17 protein-coding genes and 1 rRNA gene are annotated in these 17,184 nt (G+C 42.8%); all 18 read right to left on the reverse strand.

The features are described from left to right. A 16S ribosomal RNA gene (locus H540_RS0112430) occupies nucleotides 1–270 on the reverse strand; the annotation flags it as partial. Between the two features lie 310 nt (nucleotides 271–580). Further along, nucleotides 581–2,071: a lysine--tRNA ligase gene (gene lysS, locus H540_RS0112435; protein WP_028400943.1), complete on the reverse strand. Its 1,491-nt coding sequence runs from the start codon at nucleotides 2,069–2,071 to the stop codon at nucleotides 581–583. 140 nt (nucleotides 2,072–2,211) lie between these two features. Then, entirely contained in the window at nucleotides 2,212–3,210 is a 999-nt protein-coding gene (gene dusB, locus H540_RS0112440; protein ID WP_028400944.1) for a tRNA dihydrouridine synthase DusB, read from the reverse strand. 16 nt (nucleotides 3,211–3,226) lie between these two features. After that, a complete protein-coding gene (locus H540_RS0112445) occupies nucleotides 3,227–3,436 on the reverse strand; it encodes a helix-turn-helix domain-containing protein (RefSeq protein WP_028400945.1) in 210 nt (69 codons plus the stop codon). Next, nucleotides 3,388–3,903, reverse strand: coding sequence for a 2-amino-4-hydroxy-6-hydroxymethyldihydropteridine diphosphokinase (gene folK / locus H540_RS0112450; RefSeq protein ID WP_028400946.1), 516 nt, complete (start codon nucleotides 3,901–3,903; stop codon nucleotides 3,388–3,390). Before folK ends, H540_RS0112445 begins: the two co-directional genes overlap by 49 nt. Further along, nucleotides 3,900–4,262 carry a dihydroneopterin aldolase gene (gene folB, locus H540_RS0112455; RefSeq protein ID WP_028400947.1) on the reverse strand — a complete coding sequence of 121 codons (363 nt, stop codon included), beginning with the start codon at nucleotides 4,260–4,262 and terminating at the stop codon, nucleotides 3,900–3,902. The genes folK and folB overlap by 4 nt, the downstream gene beginning before the upstream one ends. Further along, entirely contained in the window at nucleotides 4,255–5,097 is an 843-nt protein-coding gene (gene folP, locus H540_RS0112460; RefSeq protein ID WP_028400948.1) for a dihydropteroate synthase, read from the reverse strand. Before folP ends, folB begins: the two co-directional genes overlap by 8 nt. A gap of 5 nt (nucleotides 5,098–5,102) precedes the next feature. Further along, entirely contained in the window at nucleotides 5,103–5,972 is an 870-nt protein-coding gene (gene pabC, locus H540_RS0112465) for an aminodeoxychorismate lyase (protein WP_028400949.1), read from the reverse strand. Next, nucleotides 5,966–6,553, reverse strand: coding sequence for an aminodeoxychorismate/anthranilate synthase component II (gene pabA / locus H540_RS0112470; RefSeq protein ID WP_028400950.1), 588 nt, complete (start codon nucleotides 6,551–6,553; stop codon nucleotides 5,966–5,968). Before pabA ends, pabC begins: the two co-directional genes overlap by 7 nt. A gap of 5 nt (nucleotides 6,554–6,558) precedes the next feature. Continuing rightward, nucleotides 6,559–7,956 carry an anthranilate synthase component I gene (gene trpE / locus H540_RS0112475; protein WP_028400951.1) on the reverse strand — a complete coding sequence of 466 codons (1,398 nt, stop codon included), beginning with the start codon at nucleotides 7,954–7,956 and terminating at the stop codon, nucleotides 6,559–6,561. Between the two features lie 430 nt (nucleotides 7,957–8,386). After that, nucleotides 8,387–9,310, reverse strand: a complete 924-nt coding sequence (gene cysK, locus H540_RS0112480) for a cysteine synthase A (RefSeq protein WP_028400952.1) — start codon at nucleotides 9,308–9,310, stop codon at nucleotides 8,387–8,389. 126 nt (nucleotides 9,311–9,436) lie between these two features. Continuing rightward, nucleotides 9,437–10,312 (reverse strand): Hsp33 family molecular chaperone HslO, encoded by an 876-nt coding sequence (hslO, locus tag H540_RS0112485; protein ID WP_028400953.1) that lies wholly within the window; start codon nucleotides 10,310–10,312, stop codon nucleotides 9,437–9,439. Between the two features lie 5 nt (nucleotides 10,313–10,317). Then, nucleotides 10,318–11,103, reverse strand: a complete 786-nt coding sequence (locus H540_RS0112490; RefSeq protein WP_028400954.1) for a type III pantothenate kinase — start codon at nucleotides 11,101–11,103, stop codon at nucleotides 10,318–10,320. A 310-nt stretch (nucleotides 11,104–11,413) separates the two neighbouring features. Then, entirely contained in the window at nucleotides 11,414–13,324 is a 1,911-nt protein-coding gene (gene ftsH / locus H540_RS0112495) for an ATP-dependent zinc metalloprotease FtsH (protein WP_028400955.1), read from the reverse strand. A gap of 85 nt (nucleotides 13,325–13,409) precedes the next feature. Next, nucleotides 13,410–13,952: a hypoxanthine phosphoribosyltransferase gene (hpt, locus tag H540_RS0112500; RefSeq protein ID WP_028400956.1), complete on the reverse strand. Its 543-nt coding sequence runs from the start codon at nucleotides 13,950–13,952 to the stop codon at nucleotides 13,410–13,412. Continuing rightward, nucleotides 13,949–15,379 carry a tRNA lysidine(34) synthetase TilS gene (gene tilS, locus H540_RS0112505; RefSeq protein ID WP_028400957.1) on the reverse strand — a complete coding sequence of 477 codons (1,431 nt, stop codon included), beginning with the start codon at nucleotides 15,377–15,379 and terminating at the stop codon, nucleotides 13,949–13,951. The genes hpt and tilS overlap by 4 nt, the downstream gene beginning before the upstream one ends. A gap of 91 nt (nucleotides 15,380–15,470) precedes the next feature. Further along, nucleotides 15,471–16,415: a protein kinase domain-containing protein gene (locus H540_RS0112510; protein WP_028400958.1), complete on the reverse strand. Its 945-nt coding sequence runs from the start codon at nucleotides 16,413–16,415 to the stop codon at nucleotides 15,471–15,473. Beyond that, on the reverse strand, nucleotides 16,390–17,184 hold the full coding sequence (locus H540_RS0112515) for a vWA domain-containing protein (protein ID WP_281172500.1): 795 nt from the start codon (nucleotides 17,182–17,184) through the stop codon (nucleotides 16,390–16,392). The genes H540_RS0112510 and H540_RS0112515 overlap by 26 nt, the downstream gene beginning before the upstream one ends.

Below are 17,184 nucleotides of genomic sequence, written 5' to 3' on the forward strand. Positions count from 1 at the left end.
CCTTGGTGAGCCGTTACCTCACCAACTAGCTAATGCGACGCGGGTCCATCTGTAAGTGACAGCCGAAGCCGCCTTTCCATTTCGAGTCATGCGACTCAAAAAAGTATCCGGTATTAGCTTCGGTTTCCCGAAGTTATCCCAGTCTTACAGGCAGGTTACCCACGTGTTACTCACCCGTCCGCCGCTAACCTCCGAAGAGGTTCGCTCGACTTGCATGTATTAGGCACGCCGCCAGCGTTCATCCTGAGCCAGGATCAAACTCTCCATAAAAGTGTTTGTCTAGCTTTAAAAATAAAAATTGACGTTTCGCATTTTGTTTAGTTTTCAAAGAACTATTCATCGCTCAAGGCGACTTTTATAATATACCATTTCGTCATCTCTACGTCAACAACTTTTTTCTTTCAAGCTGTTTCGTTCGTGACAACGTTTATAAATATATCAGTTACAAATAAGAAATGCAATAGTTTTTTTAATAAAATTTTTCACAAAGTAAAATAGCTTTAAATAGGCTTTATTACTGCATTTTCTATCCTAACAAAATAATAAAAAGCTTTGGAGATTCTCCAAAGCTTTTTCTACATTAGTCCTGTTTATGTCTCATAAGAGGGAATAACAAAACGTCACGAATAGATGGCGAGTTTGTTAATAACATGACAAGGCGATCGATTCCAATACCCAGCCCGCCTGTAGGAGGCATACCGTATTCAAGGGCTTCGATGTAGTCATCATCCATCATATGCGCTTCATCGTTCCCTTGCTCACGTTCTTTTAACTGTGCTTCAAAGCGTTCTTTTTGATCAATCGGGTCATTCAGCTCTGTAAACGCGTTCGCATGCTCACGCGCTACAATGAATAGCTCGAAACGATCTGTAAAACGAGGGTCTTCGTCGTTTTTCTTCGCAAGAGGCGAAATTTCTACTGGATGACCGTAAATGAATGTAGGCTGAATCAGCTGCTCTTCTACTTTTTGTTCGAAGAATTCATTGATGATATGTCCGACTTCCATGTTCTCGTTCACTTCTACGTTGTGTTCTTTTGCAAGCGCACGTGCTTCTTCTACACTCATAGGGCTCCAGAAATCTGCTCCTGTTTGCTCTTTAATAGCATCTACCATATGAAGTCGTTTCCATTCTGGCTCTAGATCTACTTCATATTCGCCGTATTGCACCTTCGTTGTACCTAATACTTCTTTTGCAATGTGAGCAATCATATTTTCTGTAAGCTTCATAATATCCTTGTAATCTGCATACGCTTCATACAGTTCAATCATTGTAAATTCCGGATTATGACGAGTAGAGATTCCCTCATTGCGGAATACGCGTCCGATTTCATATACTTTTTCTAAACCGCCGACAATTAGACGCTTTAAGTGAAGCTCAATCGCGATACGCATGTAAAGCTGCATATCCAATGCATTATGATGCGTGATAAACGGACGGGCAGAAGCACCTCCGGCAATTGCATGCATCATTGGAGTTTCTACTTCTAAGTAGCCGTTGTCATCCAAATATCTTCTCATAGCTTGGATGATTTTGCTGCGTGCGATAAATGTTTCACGGCTCTCCATGCTTGTGATTAAATCCAAGTAACGCTGACGGTAGCGCTGTTCTACGTCTTTTAAGCCATGATATTTGTCCGGAAGCGGACGAAGGGATTTTGTTAATAAAGTAAAACCTGTTACTTTAATAGATAGTTCTCCGACCTTCGTTTTAAAGATTGTTCCTTCAATTCCTACAAGATCGCCTAAGTCTGCTGTATTGAACATTTCATATTGCTCTTCTCCGACAGCATCTTGCCGAACATAAATTTGAATTTGGTTATGCAAGTCTTGGATATGGGCAAAACCTGCTTTTCCCTTACCGCGCTTCGTCATAATGCGCCCTGCAATAGAAACGGAAACGCCCTTCTCTTCTAGCTCTTCTTTAGAAAGCTCTCCGTATAATTCAAGTAGTTGTTTTGTGGAATGCGTACGCTCAAAACGTTTTCCGAACGGGTCCATTCCTTTTTCCAGCAGCTTGTGCAGCTTTTCTCTGCGCACCTGCAACTGGTCATTTAACTCTTCGTGACTCATGAAATCAACTCCAGCTCTATGAAATTTTGCAATATATACAGTATAACACTTTCTGTCCAACTAGAAAAACTGCCAGCTAAATGCTGGCAGTTCTCATTTCTTTGACGTAATTATAGGCAGTACTGCCTTGAATGTCAACGTTATCCTACTTGAATTGCGCTTTGCTTTTGCTCAATTTCATCTACAAATGTTGTTAATAGCGTTACAAGTTCTGCTCTTGTATTGCATTCATTCACAGCATTTCTTACTCTCGCATTGCCGCGCACGCCTTTTAAATACCAAGCAGCATGCTTTCTCATTTCTTTTACGGCAATATTTTCATTCTTCAAATCGATTAAACGGTCCAAATGAAGAATACATACATCAATCTTTTCACGTACTCCTGGCTCTTCCATCAGCTCGCCTGTTTCTAAGTATTTTACAGTGCGATAAATCATCCATGGGTTGCCAAGTGCTGCACGGCCAATCATAACACCATCTACACCGATTTCATCAAGCATGCGCTTTGCATCCTGCGGCGTCTCTACATCACCGTTTCCGATAACCGGAATGTTTACCGCTTGCTTCACTTGCTTAATGTAATTCCAGTCCGCTTTTCCTTCATACATCTGTGAACGCGTACGTCCATGCACCGCTACAGCCTGACCGCCTGCTCGCTCTACGGCCATTGCGTTTTCCACTACATAAATGTGATCTTCATCCCAGCCAAGGCGCATTTTTACAGTAACAGGCTTTTGTACTGCATCTACAACAGCTGCGACCATCTCATATACTTTATTTGGATCTAAGAGCCATTTTGCCCCTGCGTCGCACTTTGTAATCTTCGGCACAGGGCAGCCCATATTAATATCAATAATGTCTGCTGTTGTATTTTTTTCTACAAATTTTGCAGCTTCCACAAGCGTTTCTTTTTCTCCACCGAAAATCTGCAAGCTGAGCGGCTTCTCGCGCTCATCAATATACAGCATATCCATCGTTTTTTGGTTATTGAACAGAATGGCTTTGTCACTCACCATCTCTGCACATACCAATCCTGCCCCGAATTCTTTAACAGTCAAACGGAACGCCGAGTTACATACGCCTGCCATCGGCGCTAATACAACCGGGTTTTTCATTTCGATGTTTCCTATTTTCAACATCTGAATTCCTCCCTTCTTATTGTTGCTTCGGTTTAAGCTCTTCTATTGAAACATTCAGCGCTTTTGCAGCTTGTGTAAGAAAATCTTCGGAAGGAAGCCGATTGCCTCGTTCGATTTCCCCTAGAATTGACACAGATATTCCTAATTGCTTCGCAAAACTCTCTTGCGTATAGCCTTTTAGCTTTCGAAAAGCACGAATGCGCCTTCCCCATTTCTCTGCTTCCATACCGTAACTCCTTCTAGCCTTTTCATTTCTTCTAGCTGTATATGCGAAATTTGTTCCTCTATCGCTCGATTTATTTCAGACAAAGGCGCTAATACAAACGCTCGTTCGTACATACGAGGATGAGGAATAATAAGGCTCTCTGTTACAATATTTTCGTGATTATACAGCAAAATGTCAAGGTCAATTGTACGCGGCCCCCAGCGAACTTCCCTTTTTCTTCCTAATTCATACTCAATACTTTGCATAATCTGCAAGAGTTCTTCAGGTTGTAAATTGGTAGAAATTTTTACTGCTATATTAAGAAATCGGTCTTGGTCTGTATATCCAACCGGATCTGTTTCATAAATAGAAGATACTTTTTCTACTTTAATCGCCGTTTGCTCATTCAGCAAGGAAACCGCCTGATGTAGATAAGCCGAACGGTCTCCCATATTAGATCCAAGCCCTAGATACGCGATATTTTTCATGCACAATCCCTCTTGATCTCTACAGCCACCTCACGATAATGCCCGCGTATTGGCGGATCAGGCTTAATGACTTTTACCGTGCAGCTTTGAATCAACGGATACTCGTTCAAGATAGCAGAGGCAATTTTCTCCGCCACAGATTCTAGAAGCTTATATGGCTTCCCTTCTACAATACGCTCACATAAGTGATACAGCTCTCCGTAGTTGACGGATTGGTCCAAATCATCTGTTTCCCCAGCTTTGCGCAAATCAAGCTCTACTGTCAAATCCACTTTAAAACGCTGTCCAAGCTTATTTTCCTCTGGAAACACACCGTGATAACCATAGAACTCCATATCATGCACGAAGATTTTATCCAAGACGAACGCCCCCTTTTCCGAGCATCGCATCCATCATTTTTGCCATTCTGGCCGTTTCTAACACATCATGCACACGCACGATATCACAGCCCTTTTGAATACCTAAACAGACTGTGGCTCCTGTTCCCTCCGCTCTTTCATCGACCGGAAGCTCCAAAACATGCCCAATAAAGGATTTGCGGGATGTTCCAAGCAAAATAGGGTAACCAAGAACAGTCAGCTGCTCTAAATGTCTCATCACTTCCAAGTTTTGCTCCTGTGTTTTCGCAAAGCCGATGCCAGGATCTAAAATAATATTCTCATCGCGAACGCCCGCTGCCTTTACGAGCTTTACGCTTTCATATAAGTCTGCAATCATATCCGCCATAAGACTGCGGTAATTACGATTGTCGCGATTATGCATTAAAACAATCGGAACCTCATAATAAGCGGCTACTTCCGCCATTTGCGGATCCGCCTTTGCACCCCAAATATCATTAATAATATGAGCCCCTGCTTCAATAGCTTGACGCGCCACCTCAGCTTTATATGTATCAATAGAAATCGGCGCCTGTACAGCACGAGACACAGCTTGAATTATAGGAACAACGCGTTGTAATTCCTCTTCTTGCGTAACCTTTGCAGCACCGGGACGAGTAGACTCGCCTCCAATATCTATAATATGCGCCCCTTGCTGTACCATCTCCTTAGCACGCGATACCGCTGCTTGCACTTCATCATAATTGCCGCCGTCTGAAAAGGAATCGGGCGTTACATTCAAAATACCCATAATGGCGGTTTCTTCTGCAATATGCAGCTCGTATGGTCCGCATTGAATATTATATTTCATTCCCATACTGCTCAATCTCCTTTTGTAATCTCATTTTTGCTCCACAATATATGTCGATAAATACGATATGCATGGATAAGTTTTGCCGTAACCTCTCCTTCTTTCCCTGGAAATGAAGCGGAACCAACACCATGCATCGGCACGATTTCTTGAATGGAATTTGTTACGAACACTTCATCGCTCTTTAGAAGCTCTTCTTTTGCAAAAAATCCTATGCGCGTCTGAACGCCTATGCTCTTTGCCAACCGTAAAACAAACGCTCTTGTAATGCCGTTTAAAATGCCCGTCTCTACTGAAGGTGTATATAATACACCTTGTTTTACAAAAAAGATATTCGATACAATTCCTTCTGCCACATATCCCTCTTTAGTTAAGAAAATGCCTTCTTTTTTCGGGTCATTCCCGACTTCTCTTTTCCCGAGGATATTGTTTAAGTAATGATGTGATTTTAAACGAAAGGGGCCTTCCGGTGTATTGCGCGGCACTTGTAAAATAATGCCCTTTTTCTCTGGAGTACTGTCGGTAACCGGCAACGGCTTCATAAACATAATAACGGACGGAGCATAATACGGATCTGTTTGCAAGCCAACCTCTGCGGTCCCTGCTGATACATTCAGGCGCACATATGCATCTTCAATACCGTTGCGCTCCAATAATTCGTGTAAAATCTGGAGCAATTCTTTCTTCTCCATATGCCACTCAATATGCAAGAAAGAGAGAGCGGTCAACAGCCGCTCATAATGATCATCAAATAAAAACGGGTGACCGCTATAAACGCGGAATGTTTCAAATACACCTAATCCATACAAAAAGCCATGATCATAAGGAGAAATAACCGCTTCTTTATCGCTTACATATTCTCCGTTCACATAAATCAGCATGTTGCAGCTCTCCGGCTGTAATGCGTAATAAAGTTTTTCAGCAGTTCTTTGCCGTGAGATGTCATAATGGACTCCGGATGGAATTGCACTCCTTCTATCGGAAGCGTTTTATGACGAAGCCCCATAATTTCTCCCTCTTCTGTCCAAGAAGAAATTTCAAGGCAATCCGGCAAAGTTTCCTTTTTCACGATAAGGGAATGATAACGAGTTGCCGTAAACGGATTTGGAATATCCGTGAAAATAGTTTTACCGTCATGATACATTTGTGACGTTTTCCCATGCATCAGACGTTCTGAACGCACTACGTCTCCCCCGAATACTTGCGCGATCGACTGATGTCCAAGGCATACGCCGAAAATTGGGATTTTACCAGCAAAATGCTCAATTACCTTCATGCTGATGCCCGCTTCATTCGGGCTGCAAGGACCGGGTGAAATCATTAAAAACGACGGAGCAAGCTCTTCAATTTCTTCAATGTTTACTTCATCATTTCGTTTTACGAAAAGCTCTTGTCCGAGCTCACCTAAAAATTGTACAAGATTAAACGTGAATGAATCGTAATTATCAATCATCAATATCATATCTCTCACCTAACCGTTTCTTCGCTGCTTTCTTTTGCACGCCATAATGCAATGGCTTTTTTCAGTGATTCTTTATATTCATTTTTTGGATTTGAGTCAATGACTATACCTGCTCCCGCTTGTACATGTGCCTGTCCATTTTTCGCCAGCAATGTACGAATTACGATATTTAATTCCATTTCGCCTGAAAATCCGATCCAGCCGATTGATCCTGTGTATATGCCTCTTCTTACCGGCTCCAACTCTTCAATAATTTCCATTGTCCGAATTTTAGGGGCCCCTGTAATTGTACCGCCTGGGAAGACCGCTTTTACAATATCAAAAGCATCTTTTCCCTCTTCCAACTCCCCCTTTACATTGGAAACGATATGCATCACGTGGGAGTATTTTTCAATTGCCATAAATTCATTCACTTCTACTGTTCCGTAGCGGCACACACGCCCTAAATCGTTGCGTTCCAAATCAACAAGCATAACGTGCTCTGCGCGCTCTTTTTCATTTTCGATCAATTCCTTTGCCAACGCTTCATCCTCAGCCTCATCTTTGCCGCGCGAGCGTGTGCCGGCAATCGGACGCGTACTTACCTCATTTCCCTTTTTCTTGATAAGCAGCTCAGGAGAACCGCTCACGATTTGAAAATCAGACAGCTCCAGGTAGCCCATATAAGGAGATGGATTAATTTCGCGAAGCTTCGTGTAGACCTCAATCGGATGAGAGCGAAGCGGCTGCGATTGACGGACAGACAGGTTCACTTGGAATACGTCGCCCGCCGTGATGTATTCTTGTATACGCTCTACTGCGTCCACAAAGCCTTCCTCTGTAAACGATACACTCGATTCAGCAGAGGAAATATCCTGCGGGGGAACGTAGACCGGCGGCACTTCCTTCATCCAGAGCACCTTCATTTCTTCTAGGCGAGTCATAGCTTTTTCTTCATCACCTTCATGCTGTATGATAAACCAAAGCTCCTTCTCTTCCTGGTCGAATACGAATACTTCATCAAACACCATAAAGAACACATCCGGCAGTTCCAAATCGTCTTTCGATAAAGTATCAAGTTTTTCGATATATCGAATGCAATCATAGCTGAAGTAACCGACAGCGCCGCCTTGGAATGGCGGGTACACATCGTTGTGCTCCGCATGCCGCTCTTCCATATAGTGCTTCATCAAGTCAAGGGGATTCCCTTTCAGCACGAGCTCTTGCTCGTTCTCTTGGATGCGCAGCTCATCCTCTTTCCCGCGCAGAACCGCAGTCGAGTCCAATCCTGCGATGCTGTATCGGCCTCCTCTGCCGCTCTCGAGAATGAAATGATACGGTTTTTGCTGCGACAAAAATTTATATTGAAGAAAAAAATTCTTTTCATATGGCACAGAAACAGCTAATACCTTTCGTTGCTGCATATTCACACCTCACATCGTTTTGTTAGTACGGTTTCATTCTACACGATGTTGTCTGTCTCTTCACTCTTTTTTAAGAAAAGCGAAACCGGCTCGCTCAGGCGCAGAATCAGAGGTTCTCAGCCCTAAAAGGCGTTTTTTTGCCTTTTTGCGGCTGAGGTTCTCTGGTGGCAGCGCCTAGCCGGTGGAGCTGGACACCACAGAAAAGCGAAACCGGCTCGTTCAGGCGCAGAACCTAAGGTTCTTACCCCTCAAAGGCGCTTTTTGCCTTTGTGTGGGTAAGGTTCTTAGGTGGCAGCGCCTAGCCGGTGGAGCTGGACACCACCAAAAGCGAAACCGGCTCGTTCAGGCGCAGAACTAGAGCTCCCCAAAAACATTATACCTTCCCAGCAAACAAAAAAGGGCATCCCTACTATTAGGAATGCCCTGAAACTTAAGATTCAAATTGATAAAGTGGTGTGCTTAAATAGCGTTCGCCGTTACTTGGAATAATTGCCAATACTTTTTTACCTTTGCCCAACTGTTTCGCCACTTCCAATGCCGCGTAAATCGCTGCGCCGGAGGAAATACCAACAAGGATTCCTTCCTCGCGTCCCGCTCTTCTCGCATATTCAAATGCCTGCTCATTTTTCACTTGGATAATTTCATCATAAATTTCTGTATCTAATGTGTCCGGCACAAACCCTGCACCGATACCTTGAATTTTATGAGGTCCTGGCTTTCCGCCTGATAATACAGGGGAATCCGTCGGTTCAACAGCAACAATTTTTACGTTTGGATACTTTTCTTTTAATACTGCACCTGCACCTGAGATTGTACCGCCTGTTCCGATACCTGAAACGAATGCATCCAATTGGTCGCCCATTTGCTCAATAATCTCGGGGCCGGTTGTTAAGCGGTGAATTTCCGGATTCGCTTCGTTTTTAAATTGCTGTGGTAGGAAGTAGCCATACTCTTTCGACAACTCTTCCGCTTTGCGAATCGCTCCACCCATTCCTTCAGGTCCTGGCGTCAATACAAGCTCAGCTCCGTATGCACGCAATAAGTTGCGGCGTTCTATACTCATCGTCTCCGGCATAACAAGGATTGATTTATATCCTTTCGCAGAAGCCACCATTGCTAACCCGATACCTGTGTTTCCACTTGTCGGTTCAATGATTGTATCCCCTTCTTTTAGAAGCCCTTTTTTCTCAGCATCTTCAATCATAGCTAACGCAATACGGTCCTTTACGCTGCTTCCAGGATTCATGAACTCTAATTTCAAGTAAATATCAGCACTGTTTTCATCTGCAATACGATTCAGCTTTACAATCGGTGTTTTTCCAATCAATTCTGAAACAGATTGTGCAACCTTCATCTCCGTCACTCCCATTACCAAGTAATTTTATTGATTTTATAAACATTTTCACAGACAAAGGACTATTTGTCAATTCATATTACTCGATATTGTATATAATTTTTCAATAAATCAAAATTATCTCTTTTATAAGTTTTCTATTAACTTTGTCAGATCTTCTCGCGAAAATATATATCGTTCGTTGCAAAAATGACAATGTACCTCTGTTTCCTCTTCTTCTTCACGCACTGTTTCGAGTTCTGCCTTACCTAAACTCATAAGTACACCCTCAATGCGTTCTCGAGAACATGTACATTGAAATTTTATATCCATTGTTTCAAGAATCTTGAGATTTTCTTTTCCTACAACCTCATACAAAATTTCCTCCGGAGAGAGCCCTTGCTCTACCAGCTTGGAGATAGGAGGGATAGCTTGCAGACGCTTCTCAATAAAAGCAATCGTTTCTTCCTCTGCCCCTGGCATAATTTGCAGGATAAATCCGCCGGCAGCCAAAATGCTGTCATCTCCGTTTACAAGCACACCTACCCCTACAGAAGCCGGTGTTTGCTCAGAAACAGCAAAGTAGTACGTAAAATCCTCTCCAAGCTCTCCGGAAACGAGAGGCACTTGTCCAATAAACGGTTCACGCAAACCAATATCTTTAATGATTGTTAGGAATCCTTCTGTCCCTACTGCTTGATACACACGAAGCTTTCCTTGTTCCGTCGCTTCAAAGTCTACATGCGGATTGGATACATAGCCGCGCACTTCTCCATTTGCGTTCGCATCCACTAAAATATGTCCAAGAGGGCCATTTCCTTCTACTTTGATCGTCAGCTTTTGATCTCCCTTTAACATGGCTCCCATCATTGCACCCGCCGTTAAAGATCTCCCTAACGCAGCAGAAGCTGTTCTCCACGTATCATGACGGCGCTGCGCTTCACGTACTGTTTCGGTCGTAAGCGTACTGTACGCACGCACCTCGCCGTTAAATGCCAATGCTTTCACTAAATAATCTTTCATGCTGTTTATTCACCCTTTTCTTGTTGTAGCGCATTGCGCTCATATAGCATATATAAACCTTTTAATGTTAAAAATGGCTCTACAATATCAATCACATCGGATTCCTCTGCAATTAATTTTGCCAAGCCGCCTGTTGCAATAACAGTCGGCTCTTTTTTCGCTTGCGCTTTCATACGCTTTACAATGCCCTCGACTTGTCCTACATAACCATATAGGATGCCTGATTGCATTGCACTAACTGTATTTTTCCCAACAACTTCATTTGGACGCGTAATTTCAATTCTTGGCAATTTTGCGGCACGGCTGTATAAAGCTTCTGCAGAAATCATAATGCCTGGCGTAATGGCGCCCCCCATATAATGCTTCTCTTCATTGATATAGCAATATGTAGTAGCCGTTCCAAAATCCACTATAATAAGCGGACTGCCGTACAATTGGATTGCTGCTACTGCATTGACGATCCGATCCGCACCGACCTCACGCGGATTTTCATATTTGATATTTAAACCTGTTTTAATGCCCGGCCCTACTACAAGCGGCTTTAGCCTGAAATATTTTTCACACATTCTTTCCAGCGCGAACATAATGGGCGGCACCACAGATGAGATAATAATGCCAGTCACATCACTAAAAGTAATACCTTCATAAGCAAGAAGCTCCTTTACAAGCATCCCGTATTCATCTTCTGTTTTATTGCGGCTCGTTTCAACGCGCCAATGCTGACACAAATGCCCTTTTTCAAATACTCCCAGAACAGTGTTTGTATTCCCCACATCCAATACAAAAATCATACTTTCACTCCTCATGTTTAATACAATTATCATATCATACCGACATATGATTATTCTTTCAGGAGAATTGTTATCAAGGAAAAAACAGCACGGGAGAAACCCGTGCTGAATTCTTTTTTAGATGGGCATAGCGCGCCTGCTGAGTATGGTAACGGTCAAATCCTTTTAGACGCCCTCTTTGACTGAGCATGCAGGTTTGTTCTTTTGTATGGCACATACTGCGCAAGCAGCATGGGCTGCAAACAGAGAAAAGTAATGGAAAGCATTGCCGCGGAATTTTATAATCATTGAAAAAAGGAGTGACTTAAAGTCACTCCTTCGGCTCTTGCTTCGTTTCATCTTTTTTAGCGGATATGTTTATCTTTACATCTTCTGTACTGAACGTATTTTGCTTTCGCTCCGGCAATATGCCGTTTTCGTAAAGACCCTTGATTTGTTCCGCATCCAAAGTTTCCACTTCGAGCAACGTCTTAGCGATAATTTCAAGCTTATCGCGATTCTCAGTCAGAATTTCCTTAGCACGAGCATAACTCTCTTTCATGATGCGCTGCATTTCCATGTCAATGTCATGTGCAATCGCATCACTGTAGTTCTGCTCAGAATGGAAATCTCTTCCTAAGAATACTTGACCCTGCGAACTCCCAAACTGCATTGGACCAAGCTTATCACTCATACCAAACTCAGTTACCATACGTCTTGCGATGCCTGTTGCACGCTGGAAGTCATTATGAGCGCCTGTGCTGACTTCACCGAAGATGATTTCTTCTGCTACGCGTCCGCCAAGCAATCCTGTAATTTTGTCGAGCAACTCCGGCTTTGTCATGAGATAACGGTCTTCTTTCGGAAGCATGACTGCATATCCGCCAGCTTGACCGCGAGGTACGATTGTTACTTTGTGAACCATGTCCGCTTCATCAAGCACCATTCCAATTACTGTATGACCAGCTTCATGATAGGCAACAATGTTGCGTTCTTTTTCAGAAACCACACGGCTCTTCTTCGCAGGACCTGCAATTACGCGGTCGGTTGCCTCATCAATATCAACCATTTCGATTTTCTTTTTGTCTTGACGCGCTGCTACAAGAGCAGCTTCGTTTAATAGGTTCTCTAAATCTGCACCAGAGAACCCTGGTGTACGCATCGCAATCGCTCTTAAGTTAATGCTTTCATCAAGCGGTTTGTTGCGAGCATGTACTTTCAATACTGCTTCACGTCCATTTACATCTGGACGGTCAACCGTAATTTGACGGTCAAAGCGTCCTGGACGCAATAGCGCAGGGTCTAGAATATCTGGGCGGTTTGTTGCTGCAACGATAATGATACCTTCGTTTGCACCGAAGCCGTCCATTTCTACAAGCAATTGGTTCAGCGTTTGCTCGCGCTCGTCATGACCGCCGCCAAGACCTGCGCCGCGCTGACGTCCTACTGCATCGATTTCATCGATAAAGATGATACAAGGCGCGTTCTTTTTCGCATTTTCAAACAAATCGCGGACACGGGAAGCACCGACACCGACGAACATTTCTACGAAATCAGAACCGCTGATAGAGAAGAATGGCACGCCAGCTTCTCCTGCTACCGCTCTTGCAAGCAATGTTTTACCCGTTCCCGGAGGACCTACTAACAGAACCCCTTTCGGAATGCGGGCACCGAGCTCAGCGAACTTGCGAGGGTCTTTTAAGAATTCCACTACCTCCACAAGCTCTTGCTTTTCTTCATCTGCACCTGCTACATCTCGGAAACGAACCTTTTTCTTATCGTCGTTGTAGAGCTTCGCTTTGCTTTTCCCGAAATTCATCACACGGCTTCCGCCGCCCTGTGCCTGATTTAAAAGGAAAAAGAACAGAATGAAAATGATTACAAACGGAATGATGGAAGTGAAGAACGTCACCCAAGCACTTGTTTCTTCTGCCGGCTGATAGTCAACCTTTGTGTTCTTTGCTTTATCATTTACCTTCTTTTGTAATTCTTCAGTATTTGGCGCATAGGTTACAAAGTAATCCTCTTTGCCGGCATTCGTGAATTGCCCCTTCACTTCGAATACGCCATTTTTAGGCTGCAGTGTGACTGAGCTTACCTCTCCCTTATCCAATCGATCAAGGAATGTATCATAGCGAACCGGTTTTGTCTGCTGGGTAGAACCGTTAAAATAGCTGACAACCCCGATTACAACTAAAAATATTAGTAAATAAAAGATGGTATTACGGAAGATGCGATTCATTCCTAACCTCCTCTCACAGCATAAACATTATAGTAAATAGTAACATAGAAAAACTTTCCTATCCAACTGTAAAACCTATGTATTATTAGTTTGAATAAACGCTTGGTTTTAATACCCCTATGTAAGGAAGATTTCGATATTGCTCTTTATAATCCAAGCCATATCCAACAACAAACTCATTCGGTACAGTAAAACCTACATAATCCGCTTGGATGTCTACTTTTCTGCCTGTCGGCTTATCAAGCAATGTAACGATTTTTACGGATTTCGCTTTACGATATTTAAATAAGTCTACCAAGTAGCTTAATGTAAGACCGCTGTCAATAATATCTTCTACAATTAAAATGTCTCGCCCTTCTACAGAAGTGTCCAAATCCTTTAAAATTTTCACTTCTCCTGTAGAAATTGTAGAATGACCATAGCTCGAAACTGCCATGAAGTCCATTTCAATGTACGTATCTGTACGTTTTAGAAGATCCGCCATAAACGGCATAGCGCCCTTTAATACGCCTATCGTTAAAGGAATCGTATCCTTATAATCCTGTGCGATAATCGCACCGAGCTCTCTTACCTTTTCTTGAATTTGTTCTTCTGATACAAGTACTTGTTCAATATCTTGATTCATCATTTGTTTATCCTCCTAGAAGAATCCTTGCTTTTGTAATGAATGAGCAGATAACTATCCTCGCTTTCCTCCGGCACTGAAACAGCTAAAGCAGACTGCTTCAACAATGGAAGCCAAACGATATTTCCTTGTGCATCACAAACAATCGGCCATTCTTCTCTTTGAAGCTTTGGCACTTTTTCTTCAATAAAGATAGCTTTTATCTTTTTCGTGCCGTTCATACCCTTTATCGTCATTCGATCTCCACCTTCACGCGATCGAACAATGAGCGGAACAGAAATGCTTTTGCTTAATCCGATAAATGTAAAAGAATCATGAGAAGAAGGAAATTTCTTGCTCACTTCTGCCGTCAATTCATCTCCATTCGGCAAAACAACCGTTCCCGGAACCGATAGCATATAAGAAAAAGGAAGGGCTTTCTCTTGTTTGAAACTAAAGCTACACTCCTCATACGTCCGTATTACCTTAAGTCCAGCTGGAAAATCAAGCGAACCAGAAGGATGAGAACGTCTTAAAAAAGCCAGTGCTTGCTCAATATGTATAGAAGAAAGTGATGAAGGTAGTTTGTATTCGTAAAGATAGTTTAATATTAGTTGAATCCCTCTCCTTTGTAAAGGCATAGGCAGGGATTCGAAAGCAGGAATTGAAAGAACTATATTATTTTTGTCCTTTTTCTTAACTACTTTATTCATCTTTTCAAAAGCTAATTCCTGCAAATAGGCTTCATCCTCTTGGATAAACTTGCTAAAGAATTGGAAACGCTCATGAACATTTGGATTTTCCTGCTTCAGGTATGGAAGCACATGCTTGCGGAATCTGTTTCGCGTATATGCTTCCTTTTCATTGCTTGGATCGATGCGCGGCTCGATATAATGTTCGCAGCAATACTCTTCAATTTCCGTTTTAGTGACAGCCAAAAGCGGACGAATAATCATCCCGGAAGCAAATGCCCGCTTTGCTGGAATTCCTGCATATCCTTTTGAAGTGCTTCCTCTCACAAGACGCATCAGGATAGTTTCGATTTGGTCATCACCGTGATGGCCAAGCGCTAAATAATCCGCGTTATATGTTTTCATGACAGATTCTAAATAAGCATATCGACACTCTCTTGCTGCTGCCTGCGCTCCAAGCCCATACTGCTCTTGATATTTCTTTACATCGATCCGCGCTGCCTCGCATGCAATTCCAAGTTCCTTACACAAGCTTTCCACATATCGCATATCCTGCTCCGATTCTTCACCGCGAAACATATGGTCTACATGAGCTGCTATAAGACGGAGCCGGTCTTTTTCTTTTCTTTGCAGCAAATAATGAAGCAAGGCAAGGGAATCAGGTCCTCCCGACACACCAACTACCACGATTGCACCAGGATGCAGCAATTGATGCTCTGCTGTAAAGTCATCTATTTTAGAAGCAAATGATTTTTTCAATATCTTATCACCTTTCATACGCTGCTCCATTCTACTTCCTGATACAATCGTACCACTTTTTATCATTTATCTGCAAAAAAAACACCTATAATTATAGTAAGTTTGTGTATATGTACACAAAATATCCAATTAATACGGCAATAAGCAGAAGAATGGTTTCCCATATCCCCTTCTTTTTTTTCTGAGAAGGAGCTCTTTGTCTATGCACCTGCTTTGGCACATTTCTTTTGTCTGATCTCATTCGCAGCTGCACGAGGTCGTTCTTCATTTGCACGGCGTCTGCGTATTTACCTTCAAATGCTTTTAAAAGGATCGGCTTATATTTCATCAGGAGAGACTTTTGCTCAATCATTCGAATTAGCTGGGTATGTCCATCGCCCTTTTTAATAAATCTGTGTGGATAGGCAACATTCATAATCATCATTGCCACGCAAAATAAATCATACGATGGTTCAGCCTTCCTTGACCCCAAGCCCCAATATCCGCGGTCAAAGAACTCGGTATATTCCTTGATTGCTCTTCCTTGCAGTGTTGTTCCTCCAACATCGAGCCAGCGGATTTTCGGGGGAGACGGTATAATAATCACATTATCAGGTTTTAAATCTCCAAATACCCATCCGGTTTCGTGCAGATTCTGCAAATCACCAAGAAGCTGGAGCAAAAATACCTCCAGCCACTCCTCACCGCGCTTGTTGATGAACTGAAATAAATTTTCTCCGTCTAAATATTCCATAGCATAGAAGTGCATGAGCTGACTTGAAGAAGGAGAAAACCAATCATCTACATCCAACAAAGAAGGCCCGAGGATAGAACCTTGGACCTTCCCGAACTTCTTTAAAACATTGACCTCTGAGATAATTGCCGTACTATTATTGCTCATTTTTAAAGCGACGCGTCCCTTTGGACATTCTGCTAAATATACTATACCTGTCGCTCCGCAGCCGAGAGATTTAATGATTCGGTATCGAGAGTGATTCCACTTTCCTTGTACGATTGTTCCTTGCTTTAGATTATAAGCCTGATGAACCGATATCATATCCGTCTCCCAGCTCCTTGCTTCTTTCCTTCCGTTTCTCGCGGAAATATTCCAATGCCTGCTTCAATGCAGGTCCTGTCGGCGTTAAGCCGCCTGTCACAAGCTTTGGAAACACACTTGTTAATTTCTTTAAATTTGGCGTCCAGTCGAGCACTCTGTCAACATTTTCATGATGCCCTGGAAATACGAAAACGCCAAATTCATTATCTCCCATTCTCGCATTCAGGCTTAAAGAAAGATCCAGCAAAGCTTCTTTTACAGTAGGGAGCTTCTTCTCCATGCTTGCGCTCGTATCTATCAAAATTAACACTTGCAGATGAATGGTTTCCCCGAGATCATCCACTACCTCTATAACTTCGCCGCGCTTATCCGGCGGAAGATCCTCAAGCGTTTTCTCTTTTCCGAGAATATGCTGCAATTCTTTATTGATGAGCCCTTGCAGCGTTTGTGTCATCGCTTTTCTTGTTACCATTTGCACCGTCTGCGACAGCTGCTTTGCATATACGATTTGACTCATTCCGCCGCCCGCTGCAGAAATCTCTTGAATTTCCCGCTGCGCATTTTCATCTAAATGATCTTCATCCAAAATTCCGATTACGTTTACTGTTATCCCATACTCTTTTGCTAAAGATGCCATCGCAATGGGATCTTCTCCATGATTCGAATAACCATCCGTCAGCAGTAAGATTTGCCTTAAAGTGCCTTTCACCCTTATCCCTCTTCTCTTCTGTAACGTATTACCATCTTTGACGGGATCAAGGGGTTTTAT

It is taken from the genome of Ectobacillus panaciterrae DSM 19096 (assembly GCF_000430785.1).
Classification (GTDB): Bacteria; Bacillota; Bacilli; order Bacillales; family Bacillaceae_G; genus Ectobacillus; species Ectobacillus panaciterrae.

Bases quoted from the DNA above. Each gene is read 5' to 3' on its own strand.
- folP (WP_028400948.1), bottom strand. From the start codon at position 5,097: ATGGGAATGAAATATAATATTCAATGCGGACCATACGAGCTGCATATT.
- hpt (WP_028400956.1), bottom strand. From the start codon at position 13,952: ATGATGAATCAAGATATTGAACAAGTACTTGTATCAGAAGAACAAATT.
- pabC (WP_028400949.1), bottom strand. From the start codon at position 5,972: ATGCTGATTTATGTGAACGGAGAATATGTAAGCGATAAAGAAGCGGTT.
- pabA (WP_028400950.1), bottom strand. From the start codon at position 6,553: ATGATATTGATGATTGATAATTACGATTCATTCACGTTTAATCTTGTA.
- lysS (WP_028400943.1), bottom strand. From the start codon at position 2,071: ATGAGTCACGAAGAGTTAAATGACCAGTTGCAGGTGCGCAGAGAAAAG.
- H540_RS0112445 (WP_028400945.1), bottom strand. From the start codon at position 3,436: ATGGAAGCAGAGAAATGGGGAAGGCGCATTCGTGCTTTTCGAAAGCTA.
- ftsH (WP_028400955.1), bottom strand. From the start codon at position 13,324: ATGAATCGCATCTTCCGTAATACCATCTTTTATTTACTAATATTTTTA.
- cysK (WP_028400952.1), bottom strand. From the start codon at position 9,310: ATGAAGGTTGCACAATCTGTTTCAGAATTGATTGGAAAAACACCGATT.
- trpE (WP_028400951.1), bottom strand. From the start codon at position 7,956: ATGCAGCAACGAAAGGTATTAGCTGTTTCTGTGCCATATGAAAAGAAT.
- hslO (WP_028400953.1), bottom strand. From the start codon at position 10,312: ATGAAAGATTATTTAGTGAAAGCATTGGCATTTAACGGCGAGGTGCGT.
- H540_RS0112510 (WP_028400958.1), bottom strand. From the start codon at position 16,415: ATGATATCGGTTCATCAGGCTTATAATCTAAAGCAAGGAACAATCGTA.
- H540_RS0112490 (WP_028400954.1), bottom strand. From the start codon at position 11,103: ATGATTTTTGTATTGGATGTGGGGAATACAAACACTGTTCTGGGAGTA.
- folK (WP_028400946.1), bottom strand. From the start codon at position 3,903: ATGAAAAATATCGCGTATCTAGGGCTTGGATCTAATATGGGAGACCGT.
- dusB (WP_028400944.1), bottom strand. From the start codon at position 3,210: ATGTTGAAAATAGGAAACATCGAAATGAAAAACCCGGTTGTATTAGCG.